At 70.9% G+C, this 15081-nt stretch carries 12 protein-coding genes; 3 read left to right on the top strand and 9 right to left on the bottom strand.

Annotated elements, in window-relative coordinates; translation table 11 throughout:
• Positions 1-94 precede the first annotated feature (94 nt).
• The 5 genes from F8566_RS14590 to F8566_RS14570 all read right to left on the bottom strand — a co-directional run bounded on the left by F8566_RS14590 (position 95) and on the right by F8566_RS14570 (position 6569).
• Complete coding sequence (locus F8566_RS14590; protein WP_151560749.1) at positions 95-1102, bottom strand: carbohydrate ABC transporter permease; 1008 nt, start codon at positions 1100-1102, stop codon at positions 95-97.
• Entirely contained in the window at positions 1099-2685 is a 1587-nt protein-coding gene (locus tag F8566_RS14585) for an ABC transporter permease subunit (protein ID WP_225993175.1), read from the bottom strand. The genes F8566_RS14590 and F8566_RS14585 overlap by 4 nt, the downstream gene beginning before the upstream one ends.
• 35 nt (positions 2686-2720) lie before the next feature.
• Complete coding sequence (locus F8566_RS14580) at positions 2721-4043, bottom strand: ABC transporter substrate-binding protein (RefSeq protein WP_151560748.1); 1323 nt, start codon at positions 4041-4043, stop codon at positions 2721-2723.
• A 31-nt stretch (positions 4044-4074) separates the two neighbouring features.
• On the bottom strand, positions 4075-5265 hold the full coding sequence (locus F8566_RS14575; protein ID WP_151560747.1) for an ABC transporter ATP-binding protein: 1191 nt from the start codon (positions 5263-5265) through the stop codon (positions 4075-4077).
• Between the two features lie 194 nt (positions 5266-5459).
• Positions 5460-6569 carry a M24 family metallopeptidase gene (locus tag F8566_RS14570; protein WP_225993174.1) on the bottom strand — a complete coding sequence of 370 codons (1110 nt, stop codon included), beginning with the start codon at positions 6567-6569 and terminating at the stop codon, positions 5460-5462.
• Between the two features lie 171 nt (positions 6570-6740).
• On the opposite strand from F8566_RS14570, the gene F8566_RS14565 reads away from it, so the two are divergent.
• The 3 genes from F8566_RS14565 to F8566_RS14555 all read left to right on the top strand — a co-directional run bounded on the left by F8566_RS14565 (position 6741) and on the right by F8566_RS14555 (position 10401).
• Positions 6741-7661 (top strand): 5'-3' exonuclease, encoded by a 921-nt coding sequence (locus F8566_RS14565; protein ID WP_151560745.1) that lies wholly within the window; start codon positions 6741-6743, stop codon positions 7659-7661.
• Positions 7662-8107: 446 nt separating this feature from the next.
• Positions 8108-8878 (top strand): Crp/Fnr family transcriptional regulator, encoded by a 771-nt coding sequence (locus F8566_RS14560; protein ID WP_225993173.1) that lies wholly within the window; start codon positions 8108-8110, stop codon positions 8876-8878.
• A gap of 89 nt (positions 8879-8967) precedes the next feature.
• Positions 8968-10401, top strand: a complete 1434-nt coding sequence (locus F8566_RS14555) for an RNB domain-containing ribonuclease (RefSeq protein ID WP_151560743.1) — start codon at positions 8968-8970, stop codon at positions 10399-10401.
• Between the two features lie 54 nt (positions 10402-10455).
• On the opposite strand, the gene F8566_RS14550 is transcribed toward F8566_RS14555, so the two are convergent.
• The 4 genes from F8566_RS14550 to F8566_RS14535 all read right to left on the bottom strand — a co-directional run bounded on the left by F8566_RS14550 (position 10456) and on the right by F8566_RS14535 (position 15025).
• Positions 10456-10647, bottom strand: coding sequence for a hypothetical protein (locus tag F8566_RS14550; protein ID WP_151560742.1), 192 nt, complete (start codon positions 10645-10647; stop codon positions 10456-10458).
• A 150-nt stretch (positions 10648-10797) separates the two neighbouring features.
• Positions 10798-11463 (bottom strand): biliverdin-producing heme oxygenase, encoded by a 666-nt coding sequence (locus F8566_RS14545; RefSeq protein ID WP_151560741.1) that lies wholly within the window; start codon positions 11461-11463, stop codon positions 10798-10800.
• Between the two features lie 139 nt (positions 11464-11602).
• Complete coding sequence (locus F8566_RS14540; RefSeq protein ID WP_151560740.1) at positions 11603-11914, bottom strand: DUF2470 domain-containing protein; 312 nt, start codon at positions 11912-11914, stop codon at positions 11603-11605.
• 294 nt (positions 11915-12208) lie between these two features.
• Positions 12209-15025 carry a DEAD/DEAH box helicase gene (locus F8566_RS14535; RefSeq protein WP_151560739.1) on the bottom strand — a complete coding sequence of 939 codons (2817 nt, stop codon included), beginning with the start codon at positions 15023-15025 and terminating at the stop codon, positions 12209-12211.
• Positions 15026-15081: the final 56 nt, after the last annotated feature.

Below are 15081 nucleotides of genomic sequence, written 5' to 3'. Positions count from 1 at the left end.
TCGTCCACAGGCTGTGGGGAACGTGATATGCGTCACATTCTTCAGATGTGCGCCGCATGCCGTTCAGATCACGGTATGCGGCGCTTCATCTCTCTCACTTCACCGAGCCGGCGAGCACCCCCTGCACGAAGTACCGCTGGAAGGCGAAGAACACGGCCAGCGGCACCACCAGCGACAGGAACGCCCCGGGCGCGATGATGTCGATGTTGGAGCCGAACTGCCGGACCTGCTGCTGGATCGCCACCGTCAGGGGCTGGGAGTCCCGGTTGGCGAAGATCAGCGCGATCAGCATGTCGTTCCACACCCACAGGAACTGGAAGATGCTCAGCGACGCGATCGCCGGGCCGCCCAGCGGGAAGATCACCCGGCGGAAGATGGTCCACTCGGTGCCGCCGTCCATCCGCGCCGCCTCCAGCAGGGCCCGCGGGATCCCGGCGAAGTAGTTGCGCAGCAGGAAGATGGCGAACGGCAGGCCGTACGCGACGTGGAACAGCACCACGCCCGCGATCGACCCGAACATCTTGAACCCGCCGATCTCGATCCCGCCGTAGAGCTTGGCGATCGGGATGAGGCCGACCTGGATCGGCACCACCAGCAGGCCCACCACGCCCAGGAACAGCCAGTCGCGCCCCGGGAACTCGATCCAGGCGAACGCGTACGCCGCCAGCGACGCGATGACCACGACCAGCACCGTCGTCGGCACCGTGATGAGGACGGTGTTCACGAACCCGGTGGTCATGTCGTCGTTCGACATGACGTCGGTGTAGTTCTTGAGGGTCAGCTCGGTGGGCTTGGTGAAGACCTTCCACCAGCCGCTCTCGGTGTTGTCGGCCTGGCCGCGCAGCGAGGCGATGAACAACCCGATCGTCGGCACCAGCCAGACGACCGCGATCAGGATCAGGGCGATCTGCACGGCCCCGCCGCCCAACCGGTTCACGATCCGGGACGCGACGCTCCGCCGCGGCGCCCCCGACACGCCCCGCGCGGCACGCCCCTCCGGATCGGCGGCCGCCGGGACCTTCGCCGCCGCGCCGCCGGTGGCCACGCCCGTGCCCGCCGCGTCCACGGACCCGGCGCTGTCGGACTCGGTGCTCTCGGTCATCCCTGCTCCCGGCGGAATCGGCGGATGTTGAAGATCATCGCGGGCAGCACAAGCAGGAAGAGCACGATCGCGATCGCGCTGCCCATGCCCTGGTCGGCGCCCTCACCGGTGAACGACTTGAGGTACATCTGCAGGGCGAGCACGTTGGCGTCCTGCTGGGTCGAGCCCGGCGCGATGATGTAGACGAGGTCGAACACCTTCAGCACGTTGATGACCAGGGTGACGAGCACGACCACCAGCACCGGCGCCAGCAGCGGCATCGTCACCCGCCAGAACACCTGGAGCTCGGTCGCGCCGTCGACGCGCGCCGCCTCCAGGGCGTCGCGCGGGATCGCGGCCAGCCCGGCGCCGATGAGGACCATCGCGAAGCCCGCCCACATCCAGATGTACGCGCCGATGATGGACGCGGTGACCAGGCTGGAGCCGAGCCAGTCGATGCCGTTGTAGGGCTCGGCGAAGTTCGAGGCCGCCAGGCGGATCGTGTATGCCCCGGCGGGCAGGTCCTTGAAGGCGAACGTGCCGTCCGCTGCGGAGGTGGCGGTCGCGGCGACCTTGCCGCCCGAGACGGCCTCGACCTTGATCTTCCCGAGCCCCTTCTCGGGCGGGTCGACCTGGTTGGGCTTGGCCGTGGCGCCCGGCGTGAAGTCCGACCACACCGTGCCGGTGATGGTGCCGGGCCGCGGCGTGTTCGCCTTGGCGGGCGCCAGCGTCCGCTGCACCTCGGGCTTGACCGCGACGAGCGGCAGCAGCACGGTCGCGCCGGGCTGCACCGCCTCGCGGGTGACGTAGGCGGTGCCGCCGGAGGTCTTCTCCGACTTCAGCGGGCCGCCGCTCTCCCTGGGACGGACGCCCGGGAAGGCGGAGGACTCCTTGAACGTGTCGTGCACTCCGACGGCGACCGCGTTCAGCACGCCGCGTTCGGGCGCCCGGTCGTACACCAGCGTGAAGATGACGCCGGCGGCCAGCATCGAGATCGCCATCGGCATGAAGACGATGAGCTTGAACGCCGCCGCCCACCGGATGCGCTCGGTCACCACCGCGAAGATGAGCCCGAGCGCGACGATGATGGACGGCGCCGCGATGACCCAGATCAGGTTGTTGCGGAACGCGGTGTACATCGGCGACTTGGCCGACAGCAGCGCCCACATCAGGAGCAGGGCCAGCGGCAGCGCCACGAGGGTGATCCCGGCTCGCCGCCAGTCGGTGATGCCGAGGTACGCGGCGAAGACCGTGCCCGCCGCGACCAGCAGCACCAACAGGGTCACGGTCAGCTTGCCCGCCGTCGGGCCCCAGCTGACCGTGACGTCGTCGGTGAACATGTCGGTGTAGTTGCCGAACCACACCAGCTTCTCGCCAGAGCCGTCGTACAGGCTCCGCCAGAACGTGTAGAGGATCGGGTAGACGACCAGCAGGCCCAGCACCAGGAGCGCCGGTAGCAGGAACCCGCCGGACATCCACGGCGCCGGCCCCAGCCGCCCGCCCTCAGCGGGCGGCTCGGTCCGGGCCTTCCCAGAGACTGCCTTCTTCTCGGACCCGTCCCCCGAGGGCTCGGGCGCGGCCGGACTCTCGGGGGAGTCGGTCATGTGCTTCTCCGTTGTCCCGTCAGTGTGATGGGTGGTCAGCTCTTCATGGCCTTGGCGGCGTCGGACTCCAGGCCCGCCGCCGTCGCGTCCACGCTGTTCGGGTTCTTCAGGAAGTCCTGGAGGCGCTTCCATTCGCCCGAGCCCTTGGTGCCGCCGAAGGCCGCCGGGTAGAGGTCGGACATGTCGAACAGGAAGTCGTCACCCGCGTCGATGACGGCCTTGGCGCTGGTGCGCTGGACCTCGTCGGGGTAGTTCGACATGTCGAGGCCCTTGTTCGGCGAGATGTAGCCGCCGACCTTCGCCCACTGCGCGGCCGCCTCAGGCGAGGCCAGGTACTTCATGAACTCCTGGCTGCCCTTGTTGTCCTTGAGCATGACCGCGGCGTCGCCCGCGCCGACCAGCGGCGGCTTCTCCCCGGTCTTGGGGAACGGGAAGACCAGCGCGTCGGTGCCGACCTTGGACTTGGTCTCGGTGATGTTCGCCGAGACGACGTCGGCGCCGGAGAGCATGGCGGCCTTGGGCTGGTCGCCGAAGACGGTGGTGACCGCCTGGTCCATGAGCAGGCTGTTGGCCCCGGCCACGCCGCCGGACATGAAGGTGGGCTTGCTCCAGATCTCGGCGAGCGTCTTCAGCGCCTGCTTGACCGACGGGTCGGTCCACTTGATCTCGTGCTTGGACAGCTGGCGGTACTTCTCCACGCCGGCCTGCGAGGCGTAGACGTTCTCGAACCAGTCGGTCAGCGTCCAGCCGTCGCCGCCCGCGATCGCCAGCGGGGTGGTGCCGGCGTCGGAGAGGGTCTGCGCGGCCTTCACGAAGCTCGCCCAGTCGGCGGGCGGCTGCACGCCGGCGTCCTGGAACGCCTTGGTGCGGTACCAGACCAGCGACTTGTTGCCGGCCTTGAAGTACAGGCCGTAGAGCTTGCCGTCGGCGGTGCCGAAGTCCTGCCACACCTTGGCGTAGTTCTGCTTGACCAGCGTCTGGACCTCGGGGCTCAGCGGCTTGATCCAGCCCTTCTTGGCGAACTCGGCGATGACGCCCTGCTGGGGCAGCATCGCCACGTCCGGCGGCGCACCGCCCTGGATCTTGGTCTGCAGGAACGTGGCGGTGTTGTCGCCGGTCGGGGTGAGCGTGACGGTCGCCCCGGTCTTCTTCTGGAAGCCCTCCAGCACCTTCTTGAAGCCGTTGCCCTCGGCGCCGGTCCACACCGCGGCCACCTCGAGCTTGACGCCCTTGAGCGTCTGGCCGCCGGAGTCACCGCCCTTGTCACCGGAGTCGTCGCCGCTGCAGGCGGCGAGGGCGAGGAGCAGGCCGGTCGCGAGGGCGGTGCCCCGCATCACGGCAAAACGGTTGCTGCGCATTCGTTTCCTTCCTGGACGAGGGTGCGGCCGATCACCAGATCGACGCACCGCTCTCGGGGTCGAAGAAATGCAGTCGGCCGGTGTCCACGTGGATGTCGAGCGGGTCGCCGACCTTCACGCGGGTCCGGGGGCTGAACCGCGCGACCATGTCGGTGCGCGGCGCGTCCAGGGAACCGAGCACGTCGGTGCCCGCGTCCCGGGCCAGCTCCTTGGTGTCCTCGGTGACGACCTGAGCGGCCTCGACCGCGAAGTGCACGAGCACGTCCGAGCCCATCGCCTCCACCAGTTCCGCGGTGGAGGTGAGCCGCGCGCCGTCAGCGGCGTCGATGAGCTCGGCGTCCTCCATGTCCTCAGGGCGGATGCCGACGACGACGGACTTGCCGAGGTAGGCGCGCAGCCCCTCGCGGTCAGCCAGCACCTCCCCGGGCAGGGTCAGCGTCTGGCCGCCGACCTCGATGCGCGGGTTCGCCGCGTCCCCGGTCAGCGTGCCCTGAAGCAGGTTCATGGCGGGTGAGCCGATGAAGCCGGCGACGAACAGGTTCGCCGGCCGGTCGTAGAGCTCCTGTGGCGGTGCCACCTGCTGGAGCTCGCCCTTCTTCATCACCGCGACCCGGTCGCCGAGCGTCATCGCCTCGGTCTGGTCGTGGGTGACGTAGATCGTGGTGACGCCGAGGTCGCGCTGGATGCGGGCGATCTCGGCGCGCATCTGGACGCGGAGCTTGGCGTCCAGGTTGGACAGCGGCTCGTCCATCAGGAACGCCTGGGGCTCGCGCACGATCGCGCGGCCCATCGCCACGCGCTGCCGCTGGCCGCCCGACAGGTTGCGGGGCTTGCGGTTCAGGTGGTCGGTGAGGCCGAGGATCTCCGCGGCCTGGTCGACCTTGGCGCGGATCTCGGCCTTGGGCAGCTTGCGCAGCGACAGGCCGAACCCGATGTTGTCGCGCACCGACAGGTGCGGGTAGAGCGCGTAGCTCTGGAAGACCATCGCCACGTCGCGGTCGCGGGAGGGAATCCGGTTCACCACCCGGTTGCCGATCGTGACCTCGCCCTCGGAGATCTCCTCCAGGCCGGCGACCATCCGCAGCGCGGTCGTCTTCCCGCATCCGGACGGCCCGACCAGGACGAGGAACTCCCCGTCGGCGATGGCCAGATTCAGGTCGGTCACGGCCCGGGTCCCGTCGGGATAGACCTTCCCGACGCCCGTCAGGGCCACCTCTGCCACGGCGTCTCCTCTTTGTCCGGCAACCTGGGGGACATGTGTCCGTAACCCCGGCGGAACAAGGACTTACGTACCCCGCGGCGCAGCCGGGCCGCAACCGGCACACCACGTACTGAGACATTTGGTGCAGAGATCGTTATCTCCCTGAACGAGGGCGGATCAGCGCCGATCCGCCCTCGTTCACCGCGCGTCCGTCGTCAGCCGACGATGATCACACTCCGGTCGGTGGTGTTCATCCGGTCGGCGCCGTTCTCGGTGCACACCACGATGTCCTCGATCCGGGCGCCGTGCGCCCCCGGGTAGATGCCCGGCTCGATCGAGAACGCCATCCCGGCTTCGAGCGGCTCGGTGTTGCCCGCGACGATGTAGGGCTCCTCGTGCGACTCCAGCCCGATGCCGTGCCCGGTGCGGTGGATGAAGTACTCGCCGTACCCGGCCGCCGCGATCACCTCGCGCCCGGCGGCGTCGACCGCCTCGGGTGTCACGCCCGGCTTCACCGCGTCGCAGGACGCCTGCTGCGCCTCCTGGAGCACCCGGTAGTACGCCAGGTAGTCGTCCGGCGGCGTCCCGACGCAGTAGTTGCGGGTGGAGTCGGAGCAGTAGCCGCTGGGCATGGTCCCGCCGATGTCGACCACGACCGGCTCGCCCGGCCGGATCACCCGGTCCGACAGCTCCGCGTGCGGGTTGGCGCCGTTGGGGCCGGAGCCGACGATGACGAAGTCCACCGTCTCGTGGCCCTCGGCGATGATGGCGTCGGCGATGTCGCGGCCCACCTCGCGTTCGGTACGGCCGGGCTTGAGGAAGTCCGGCACGCGTCGGTGCACCCGGTCGATCGCGGCGCCCGCCTCGCGCAGCGCCGCGACCTCGGCGGCGCTCTTGCGCATGCGCAGCTCCCGCAGCACCGTCCCGGCGAGGACCTGCTCGGCGCCGGGCATCGCGTCCCGGAAGCGGAGCACCATCATCGCCCACATCCGGTCTGCCAGCCCCACCGTGCCCACCTGGCCCGGCAGCCGTCCCGCCACCAGCGCGTAGGGGTCGTCGGTCTCGTCCCAGGGCACCAGTTCCACGCCCAGGTCACCGGCGGGCGACTCCTTCGCGGCGGGCAGCTCCAGCCTGGGCACCACCAGGAACGGGTCGCCCGACGACGGCACCACGAGGCAGGTGAGCCGTTCCAGGGGCAGCGCGTTGTAGCCCGTCACGTACCGCAGATCGGGGCCCGGCGTCAGCAGCAGCGCACCCAGCCCCGCCTCGGCCGTCGCCTGCTGCACCTGTGAAAGCCGCTCACGCGGATACAACTCCGTCGTCACATCCGTCTCCATTCCGCTTCGGATACGAACAAGGGTCCCAGGGACCAGCATGGCAAGCGCCGTCGCGCTCCCCCACGCGGGGCCCGAGCTCGGCGACGGCAGCCAACGGGACACGACAGCACCGCGACATGGGGCCGCAACACAGTGCCGCGACATGGCACGATGAGCCCCATGAGCGGGCTGATGCTGCTGGACACGCCGTCGTTGTACTTCCGCGCCTTCTTCGGGGTGCCCGAATCGATCAAGGCGCCGGACGGGACGCCCGTCAACGCGGTCCGGGGGCTGATCGACATGATCGCCCGGCTGGTGCAGGACCGGTCCCCCGATCGCCTGGTCTGCTGCATGGACGCCGACTGGCGGCCCGCGTTCCGCGTCGAGGCGCTGCCCTCCTACAAGGCGCACCGGGTGGCCGAGGACGGCGGCGACCAGACCCCCGACCCCCTCGAGGTCCAGCTGCCCATCATCGACGCGGTGCTCGACGCGGTCGGGCTGGCCCGGGTGGGCGTGGCGGGCTACGAGGCCGACGACGTCATCGGCACGCTGGCCGTGCGCGGGGCCCTCCAGGGCCCCGTCGACATCGTGACCGGCGACCGGGACCTGTTCCAGCTCGTCGACGAGCGCGGGCCGGTCCTGGTGCTCTACACCGCCCGCGGCATCCGCAACCTCCAGGTCATGGGCGAGAAGGAGGTCGCCGAGAAGTACGGCATCCCCGGCCGCGGCTACGGCGACTACGCGACGCTGCGCGGCGACCCCAGCGACGGGCTCCCGGGCGTGCCGGGCATCGGCGACAAGACCGCCGCCGCGCTCATCACCCGCTTCGGCTCGATCGACGGCATCGTCGCCGCCCTGGAGGCCGGCACCCTCGAGGGGTTCCCGGCCGGTGCCCGGCGGCGTCTGGAGGGCGCCCGCGACTATCTCACCGCCGCCGAGACCGTGGTCCGGGTCGTCACCGACATCGACTCGCCCGAGCTGCGCGACCTCGACGACGCGCTGCCCCGCACACCGCGCGACCCCGAGGCGCTCATCGGGCTCGCCGACCGCTGGGGCCTGGAGAGCCCGGTGAACCGCCTGCTCAACGCCCTCAGCCCCTGACCACCGGGGACAACAGGCCGATACTGGCGGCAAGCCGGGCCTGTCCACTGTGTCAGGTGACGCAGACTAGGTGTCCCCTTGGGCGCAACATCGTGATCAGTGGTGGGTTTTGCTGGACGGGTGAGCAGGACGACCGCCCCGCCGCTGGAGGGCCATGGACATGCTGCCGATCGGCGTCCGCGGGGCCGTCTCGTGAACGGCCGGTACCCGCGGCACTGGGCCTCACCGCCCCACTCCCCCCAACTGCCGCGGGTGCCGGTTTCGGTGAACGCCCGGATCCCGGTTCAAGGCATCCGGGCAAGAAGGCACCCCGGGTGTGACAGACCAGACGCCGCCCAAAGCGGCGCGCGGCCTTGCCATACCCCATGGCCCGATTGTCCACTGGAGTGGACGCCACCCCGACCCGCGAGCCTCCGCCCCCGGAGCTCTCAGAAAACGGACCCCCGGTGACCGAAAGGAACTCTCCGCCGCGCGGTACCCCGCCCGCCGCCGCCCCGCATGACCACACCGCTGCCGATTCCTCCTGGGACGGCTTCTGGAACGCTCTGGACGACACGCAGCGCACCGCGCTGCGCGAGGTGGCCCGCCCGCGCGGCTACGCCTCCCGCGCACCGCTGTGCTACCAGGGCGAAGAATCCGACCACATCATCATCATCAAAGACGGCTGGGCCAAGGTCACCTCGACCACCGAGGACGGCCACGACGTCGTCCTGGCGGTCCGCGGCCCGGGCGATCTGGTCTGCGAGAGCGCGGTGCTGGGCAGCCGCCGCCGGTCGGCGACCGTCACCGCGCTGAGCCCGCTGTCGGCGCTGGTGATCCCGGCCGCCCGCTTCACCGCGTTCCTGGACGCCCACCCCCGGGTGTGGATGCTGGTCAGCAGCACCCTGGTCCGGCGCCAGGACGACGCCGACCGCCGCCTGCAGGCCCATGTCTCCGCCAAGGGCACCCAGCGGCTCGCGCTGCTGCTGGCCGACCTCGCCGAGCTCTCGGCCAAACGATGCCCGCCCAGCCGCGACGGCAGCATCGACATCGCACCCCCGCTCTCACAGGAGGAACTGGGCAGCTGGATGGACGCCTCCCGGGAGACCGTCGCCCGCGCCCTGAGCGATCTGCGCGCGCACGGGCTGGTCCGCACCGGCTGGCGCCGCATCACCGTGGTCGACCTCTCCGGGCTCCGGGAGTTCGCGCACACCCCGGCCACTTCGGGCACGCATTGACGGCTACCGGGGAGGACGCCGGCCGGGTTTGCCCGGCCGATCACCGGCCTTTGCCCGGCGTTGCCGGGCCGCTCCCCTACGCTCGTGGAGTGCCCCAACGGCCGATACGCCTCCGTTCCGAGGAGGCCGACAGCGAGGTCCGCGCCGGCCTCGACCGCATCCGCCAGGAGCTGGCGGTCCCCGGTGCGTTCCCGGCCGCCGTCATGGCCGAGGCGGTCCAGGCCGCGCGGCAGGTCCCCAGCCCGGTGCCCGAGACATCGGATCTGCCGTTCTTCACCCTGGACCCGCCGGGGTCGATGGATCTCGACCAGGCCATGCATCTGGAACGGCGCGGATCGGGCTACCGCGTGCACTACGCGATCGCCGACGTCGCCTCGTTCGTCCAGCCGGGCGGCGCCATCGACGCCGAGTCGCACGCCCGTGGCGTGACGCTCTACCTGCCCGACGTGAAGGCGCCGCTGCATCCGCCGCAGCTCTCGGAGGCGGCGGCCAGCCTCCTGCCCGGCCAACAGCGGCCCGCGGTCGTCTGGACGATCGACCTGGGCGGCGACGGCACGATCACCGGCGTGGACGTCCGGCGGCGGCTGGTGACCAGCCGCGAGCGCCTCGACTACGACAGTGCCCAGCGTGCGGCGACCGCCGACCCGCGCCTCGCGCTGCTGGCCGAGATCGGCACCCTGCTGCTCGAGGCGGAGGCGGAACGCGGCGGTGTCAGCCTCCCGGTGCCCGAGCAGGAGGTCGTCCGCGGCGACGACGGCTGGGAACTGGCGTTCCGCGGCGGGCTGCCGAGCGAGGCGTGGAACGCGCAGATCTCGCTGCTCACCGGAAGGGCCGCCGCGGGGCTGATGCTGGACGGCGGGATCGGGTTGCTGCGCACGATGCCGCCGCCACCGGCCGAGGCGGTCTCCCGGCTGCGCAGGTCCGCGACGGCGCTCGGCATCGGCTGGCCCGAGGACCGGTCGTACGGCGAGGTCGTCCGCGGCCTCGACCCCTCCGACTCCCGGCACGCGGCGTTCCTGCACGAGGCCGTGGGCCTGATGCGCGGTGCCGGCTACACCGCCTTCGAGGGGATCACACCGGATGACCCGGCCGCGCTCGGGCACGCGGCCGTCGCCGCGTCCTACGCGCACGTGACCGCGCCGCTGCGCCGTCTCGCCGACCGCTACGCGGCCGAGATCTGCCTGGCGCTGACGGCGGGCGGTGACATCCCCGATTGGGTGCGGTCCGCGCTCCACGGGCTGCCCGACATCATGAGGCGGAGCCTGCAGCGGAGCGCGTCGGTCGACCGGGCCTGCGTCGACCTCGTCGAGGCGCTGTTGCTACGTGACCACGTCGGCGAGGTGTTCGACGCGGTGGTGGTGGACGTCTCGGGCAACGGCTCGGGCGGGCTCGTCCAGTTGCTCAGCCCTGCCGTGCTGGCCCGCTGTGACGGGGACGGACTGCCGCTCGGCGGCCCGGTCAAGGTACGCCTGACGGAGTCCGGCCCCGTTCGCCGTCAGGTCCGGTTCACCCGGACGGTCTGACGGTCTCCCACCAGCGGGTCTCTCACAAGCAGGTCTCTCTCAAGCAGGGCGGCGTCACCGCCTGCGGGTGCGGCTCCAGGAGCGGCCGCGCCAGTTGGTGGACGTGCCGAATCCCGCCATGTGGAGGGCGAGCAGCAGCAGGCCCACCACGATCAGGGTCTGGTAGTTGAGGGCGTCCGACGCGTAGTCGGCCAGGTCGAGCAGCAGGGCGATACCGAAAACGATCGCTGCGACGATCGCGAGCATGGTGACCTCCGGTGCGTGTAGGGCGTATCCCCCGACGCATAGGCGGGATGTCCGGAAAACGCCCTTTCAAACCCGGGTCGGATTCCGGTCAACCGCTCATGGCCGTGGGATTCGGAGACCGGCGGCTGGAACGAGGCGCGGCCGTCCCGTTCAGGCGGCGGGCTCGATGTGCAGCTCGCGGCTCAGCTCGGCCGTGACCTCGGCGTTCAGCCTGTAGGCCAGCTTCACCTCGGAGATGATCCGGTCCTTCTCCCGCTCGTCCCAGGGCGCCGCGTCGAGGAGGGCGCGGTAACGGTCCTTGTAGCCCTTGGGCTTGCCCGGGAAGCGGTAGAAGCGCACCCCGTCGTCCCCGGCGCCGATGCCGAGGGAACGCTCGACCTGCCGGGCGATGTACTGGCCGCCCGACAGGTCGCCGAGATACCGGGTGTAGTGATGGGCGACGAAACCGCCCGCCCAGTCGAAGCAGACCTCGCCCAACCGGTCGCAGTAGCGCCTGGTCGCCTCGTTGAGAGCGATCCGCTCGGCCCAGTCCGGCCCGTAGAAGAACGCGAGATCGGCTTGGAGGGCCGCACGGCGGCGCAGGTCCGCGAAGTCGAACGCGGCGGCCACGGGATCGCCCGCCATCTGATCCGCGGCCTGCTCCAGCACGTCGTACACGTGGTACAGCTGCGCCACCAGGACCGCGTACTCCGCCTGACCGAGCCGGCCCTCGACCAGGGCGCTCATGTACGACGAGCCTTCGTTGTCGCCGTGGTCGCTCCAGGTCGCCGACCGCAACGCCGCCGAGAACCCCTGGTCCGGCTCGACCGTACCCATGCACATCCCCTTCGCTCGCCCGCACGACCCGATGCAAGTTAGGTTAGCCTCACCTAACTAACAACGGAAGGGCGGTCCGGCAAGTTTCCGACGTGACGTCGGCTACTTTACCGACGCTGCGTCGGAATAGGAAGCGTCCTCAGCGGCCGTCGCGCGGCGCCAGCCCGAGGACGTCGCGCGCCTCGTCCGACATCCGGACCACTTCACGGCGCACCTGGATGCGCTCGGTCAGCCGCCGGCTCCACGGGATCCGCACCTGCACGTCCTCACCCCCGACCACCGCGACGAAGTCGATGCCGTCCGCGTCCATCCCGCTCATCAGCGCCGACTCGGCGTCCGGCCGCCCGCCGAGCGCCTGGACGATCATCCGCGAGTCCCCGGCGTGGTCCTCGTTCATGTGCCGCATGATCTGCGCCACCACGTCCTCGGTGAAGGGGTTGGCCTCGGTCATCGATCCCGCCTCTCGCGCTCGGTGCCGCGCCGGCACCCGGCCGCGGTAAGGCAACCCTAACCTTCCCCGCGCCACCCGGGCCGCGTCACTGGTGCGGGTCGCGGCGGCCCAGGTAGAACAGGGCGGCCAGCACCAGGATGGCCAGCCCCGCGACCAGAACGAGCACGCCGACCACAGTCGATCCGTCGGCCATCTCCATCACCTCGGCCCCTCGGCATGTCGAGAACCATTCGTGGACGTCCCTTTCCAGAACGGCCGCGCCCATGCCTCCGCGAGGGTCAGGTCACACGAGGGTCAGGTCACCGAGGAGTAGGCGACGACGCCGCGCCGCATGGCGTCCATGGCCCGGCGGGCGGTCTTGCGGATGTGGCTGTTCTCCGGCGCCGCGTCGGTGACCTGCCCGAGCAGGTCCAGGAGCTGCTTGACCGCGCGGACGAAGTCACCGGCCGTCATGTCGGTCTCCAGCAGCACCTCGTCGAGGTCGTGGCCCTTGGCCCACCGGTAGGCGGTCCAGGCGAACCCGAGGTCGGGCTCGCGCAGGAACGACACCCGGTTGTCCTTCTCGATGGCGTCGAGCTCGCCCCAGAGCCCCACCATGGCGGCCAGGGCCTCCTGGGCCGCGCCGGCGGGCGTCTTGGGCGGAGCGGCGTCGTCAGGCTGCCGCGACTCGTACACCAGGGCGGACACGCAGGCCGCCAGCTCGGCGTGGTCGAGCCTCTCCCAGACCCCGGCGCGCAGGCTCTCGGCCGTCAGCAGGTCGAGCTCGTTGTAGATGCGGCCGAGGCGGCGGCCCTCCTCGGTCACGGCGTCGCCGTCGAGGTAGCCGAGCTGCTGGAGCACCGCGCACACCCGGTCGAACGTCCGCGCGATGACCTGCGAGCGGCCCTCGACACGGCGGCGCAGCTGCTCGGTCTCGCGCTGCAGCCGGAAGTACCGCTCGGCCCACCGCGCGTGGTCCTCGCGCTCGTCGCAGCCGTGCACCGGGTGCTGCCGCAGCTCGGCGCGCAGCCGCGTGATCTCGGCGTCGTCGGCCGCCGTGGACTCGCCCCGGCCGCCGCGCCTGCGCTCCCGGGCGTCCTCGGGGATCTTGTTGCGCAGCGTGGACGCCAGGTCGCGGCGGGCCTGCGGGTTGCGCGGGCTGAACGACTTGGGGATGCGGACGCGCTCGATCGGCTCGACCGGGCGCGGGAAGTCCAGGATCGACAGCCGCTGAACCGACCCGCTGATGGTCAGCACCAGCGGCGCCGGGCCGTCGGACCGTTTGCCGACGCCGGGATCCAGGACCACCGCGATCCCCGACCGGCGCCCGCTGGGCACCAGGACGACGTCGCCGGGCCGCAGGTGCTCCAGGGACCTGGCGGCCTCGGCCCGCCGTTCTGAGGACCGCTCGCGGGCGAGCTCGGCCTCGCGGTCCGACAGGCGGCGGCGCAGCGCCGCGTACTCCATGAAGTCGCCCAGGTGGCATTTGGCGGCCTTGGCGTAGCCCTCCAAGGCCTCCTCGTTCTTGTGGACCTGCCGGGCGAGCCCGACGACCGCGCGGTCGGCCTGGAACTGCGCGAACGACTCCTCCAGCAGCGTGCGGGCACGCTCGATGCCGACCGCGCCGACCAGGTTGACGGCCATGTTGTACGAGGGCCGGAAGCTGGAGTTGAGCGGGTAGGTACGGGTGCTGGCCAGGCCCGCCACCGAGCCGGGTTCGACGCTGGGGTTCCACAGGACCACGGCGTGGCCCTCGACGTCGATCCCGCGGCGGCCGGCGCGCCCGGTGAGCTGCGTGTACTCCCCCGGCGTCAGGTCGACGTGGGCCTCGCCGTTCCACTTGTCGAGCTTCTCGATCACCACCGTGCGGGCCGGCATGTTGATGCCCAGCGCCAGCGTCTCGGTGGCGAACACCGCCCTGATCAGGCCGCGCGTGAACAGCTCCTCCACGATCTCCTTGAACGTGGGGAGCATCCCGGCGTGGTGGGCGGCGATGCCGCGTTCCAGGCCGGCGAGGAAGTCGTCGTAGCCGAGGATGGCCAGGTCGTCGGGGGCGATGTCGGCGGTCCGCAGCTCGACGTGGGCGCGGATCTCCTCGGCCTCCTCCTTGGAGGTCAGCCGTGTGCCCGCGTACAGGCACTGCATGACGGCGGCGTCGCACCCGGCCCGGCTGAAGATGAACGTGATGGCGGGCAGGAGCCCCGCGCGGTCCAGCCGTTCGATCACGTCGGGACGCGCGGGCGGGCGGTACCGCTGCGGCCGGGCGGTGCGGCGCCGTCCCGTCCGGCGGCCCTGGTTGACCTTGTTCCGCCGTACCTCGTCGAGCGAGATCCGGCGCAGCTCGGGGTTGACCTTGGCCTGCCGGTCCTTGCCCTTGCCGGTGTCGACGAACAGGTCGTAGAGCCGGGTGCCGACCATCATGTGCTGGAACAGCGGCACCGGCCGGTGCTCGTCGACGATCACCGCGGTGTCGCCCGTCGTCCTGCCGTCCCGCGTCTGCGTGCCCGGTGTCTGCGTGCCCCGCACTTCGCGCAGCCACTCGCCGAACTCCTCGGCGTTGCTGACGGTCGCCGACAGGGCCACGATCCGCACCGAGTCAGGCACGTGGATGATCACTTCTTCCCAGACGGCCCCGCGGAAGCGGTCGGCGAGGTAGTGCACCTCGTCCATCACCACGAACGCCAACCCCGCCAGGGTCGGCGACTGGGCGTAGAGCATGTTGCGGAGCACCTCGGTCGTCATCACGACGATCGGCGCCTCGCCGTTGACGCTGTTGTCGCCGGTGAGGAGCCCCACCTTCTCAGGGCCGTAGCGTTTGACCAGGTCGGCGTACTTCTGGTTCGACAGGGCCTTGATCGGGGTGGTGTAGAAACACTTCTGCCTGCCGGTCAGGGCGAGGTGGACGGCGAACTCCCCGACCACGGTCTTGCCCGAGCCGGTGGGCGCCGCGACCAGCACCCCACTGCCGCTCTCCAGGGCCCGGCACGCCTCGAGCTGGAACTGGTCCAGCCCGAAGTCGTAGAGAGTCTGGAAGTCCAGGAGGGCCGGCCCGTTGCCCTCGGTGCGCTTGCGAAAGGCGGCGTACCGTCCTGAGGGGCTTTCATCGGCCGACGGCGCGTCGGGGGTGGTCATATGTCGAGCCTACGGTTTCGACCGGCCCGATACCCAATTCAGGGTGCGTTCGGTGC

Origin of the sequence: Actinomadura rudentiformis (assembly GCF_008923185.1) — a bacterium.
Taxonomy (GTDB): domain Bacteria; phylum Actinomycetota; class Actinomycetes; order Streptosporangiales; family Streptosporangiaceae; genus Spirillospora; species Spirillospora rudentiformis.
This window is presented reverse-complemented; position numbering and strand designations above follow the sequence as displayed.

Bases quoted from the DNA above. Each gene is read 5' to 3' on its own strand.
- F8566_RS14590 (WP_151560749.1), bottom strand. From the start codon at position 1,102: ATGACCGAGAGCACCGAGTCCGACAGCGCCGGGTCCGTGGACGCGGCG.
- F8566_RS14585 (WP_225993175.1), bottom strand. From the start codon at position 2,685: ATGACCGACTCCCCCGAGAGTCCGGCCGCGCCCGAGCCCTCGGGGGAC.
- F8566_RS14580 (WP_151560748.1), bottom strand. From the start codon at position 4,043: ATGCGCAGCAACCGTTTTGCCGTGATGCGGGGCACCGCCCTCGCGACC.
- F8566_RS14565 (WP_151560745.1), top strand. From the start codon at position 6,741: ATGAGCGGGCTGATGCTGCTGGACACGCCGTCGTTGTACTTCCGCGCC.
- F8566_RS14550 (WP_151560742.1), bottom strand. From the start codon at position 10,647: ATGCTCGCGATCGTCGCAGCGATCGTTTTCGGTATCGCCCTGCTGCTC.
- F8566_RS14545 (WP_151560741.1), bottom strand. From the start codon at position 11,463: ATGGGTACGGTCGAGCCGGACCAGGGGTTCTCGGCGGCGTTGCGGTCG.
- F8566_RS14540 (WP_151560740.1), bottom strand. From the start codon at position 11,914: ATGACCGAGGCCAACCCCTTCACCGAGGACGTGGTGGCGCAGATCATG.
- F8566_RS14535 (WP_151560739.1), bottom strand. From the start codon at position 15,025: ATGACCACCCCCGACGCGCCGTCGGCCGATGAAAGCCCCTCAGGACGG.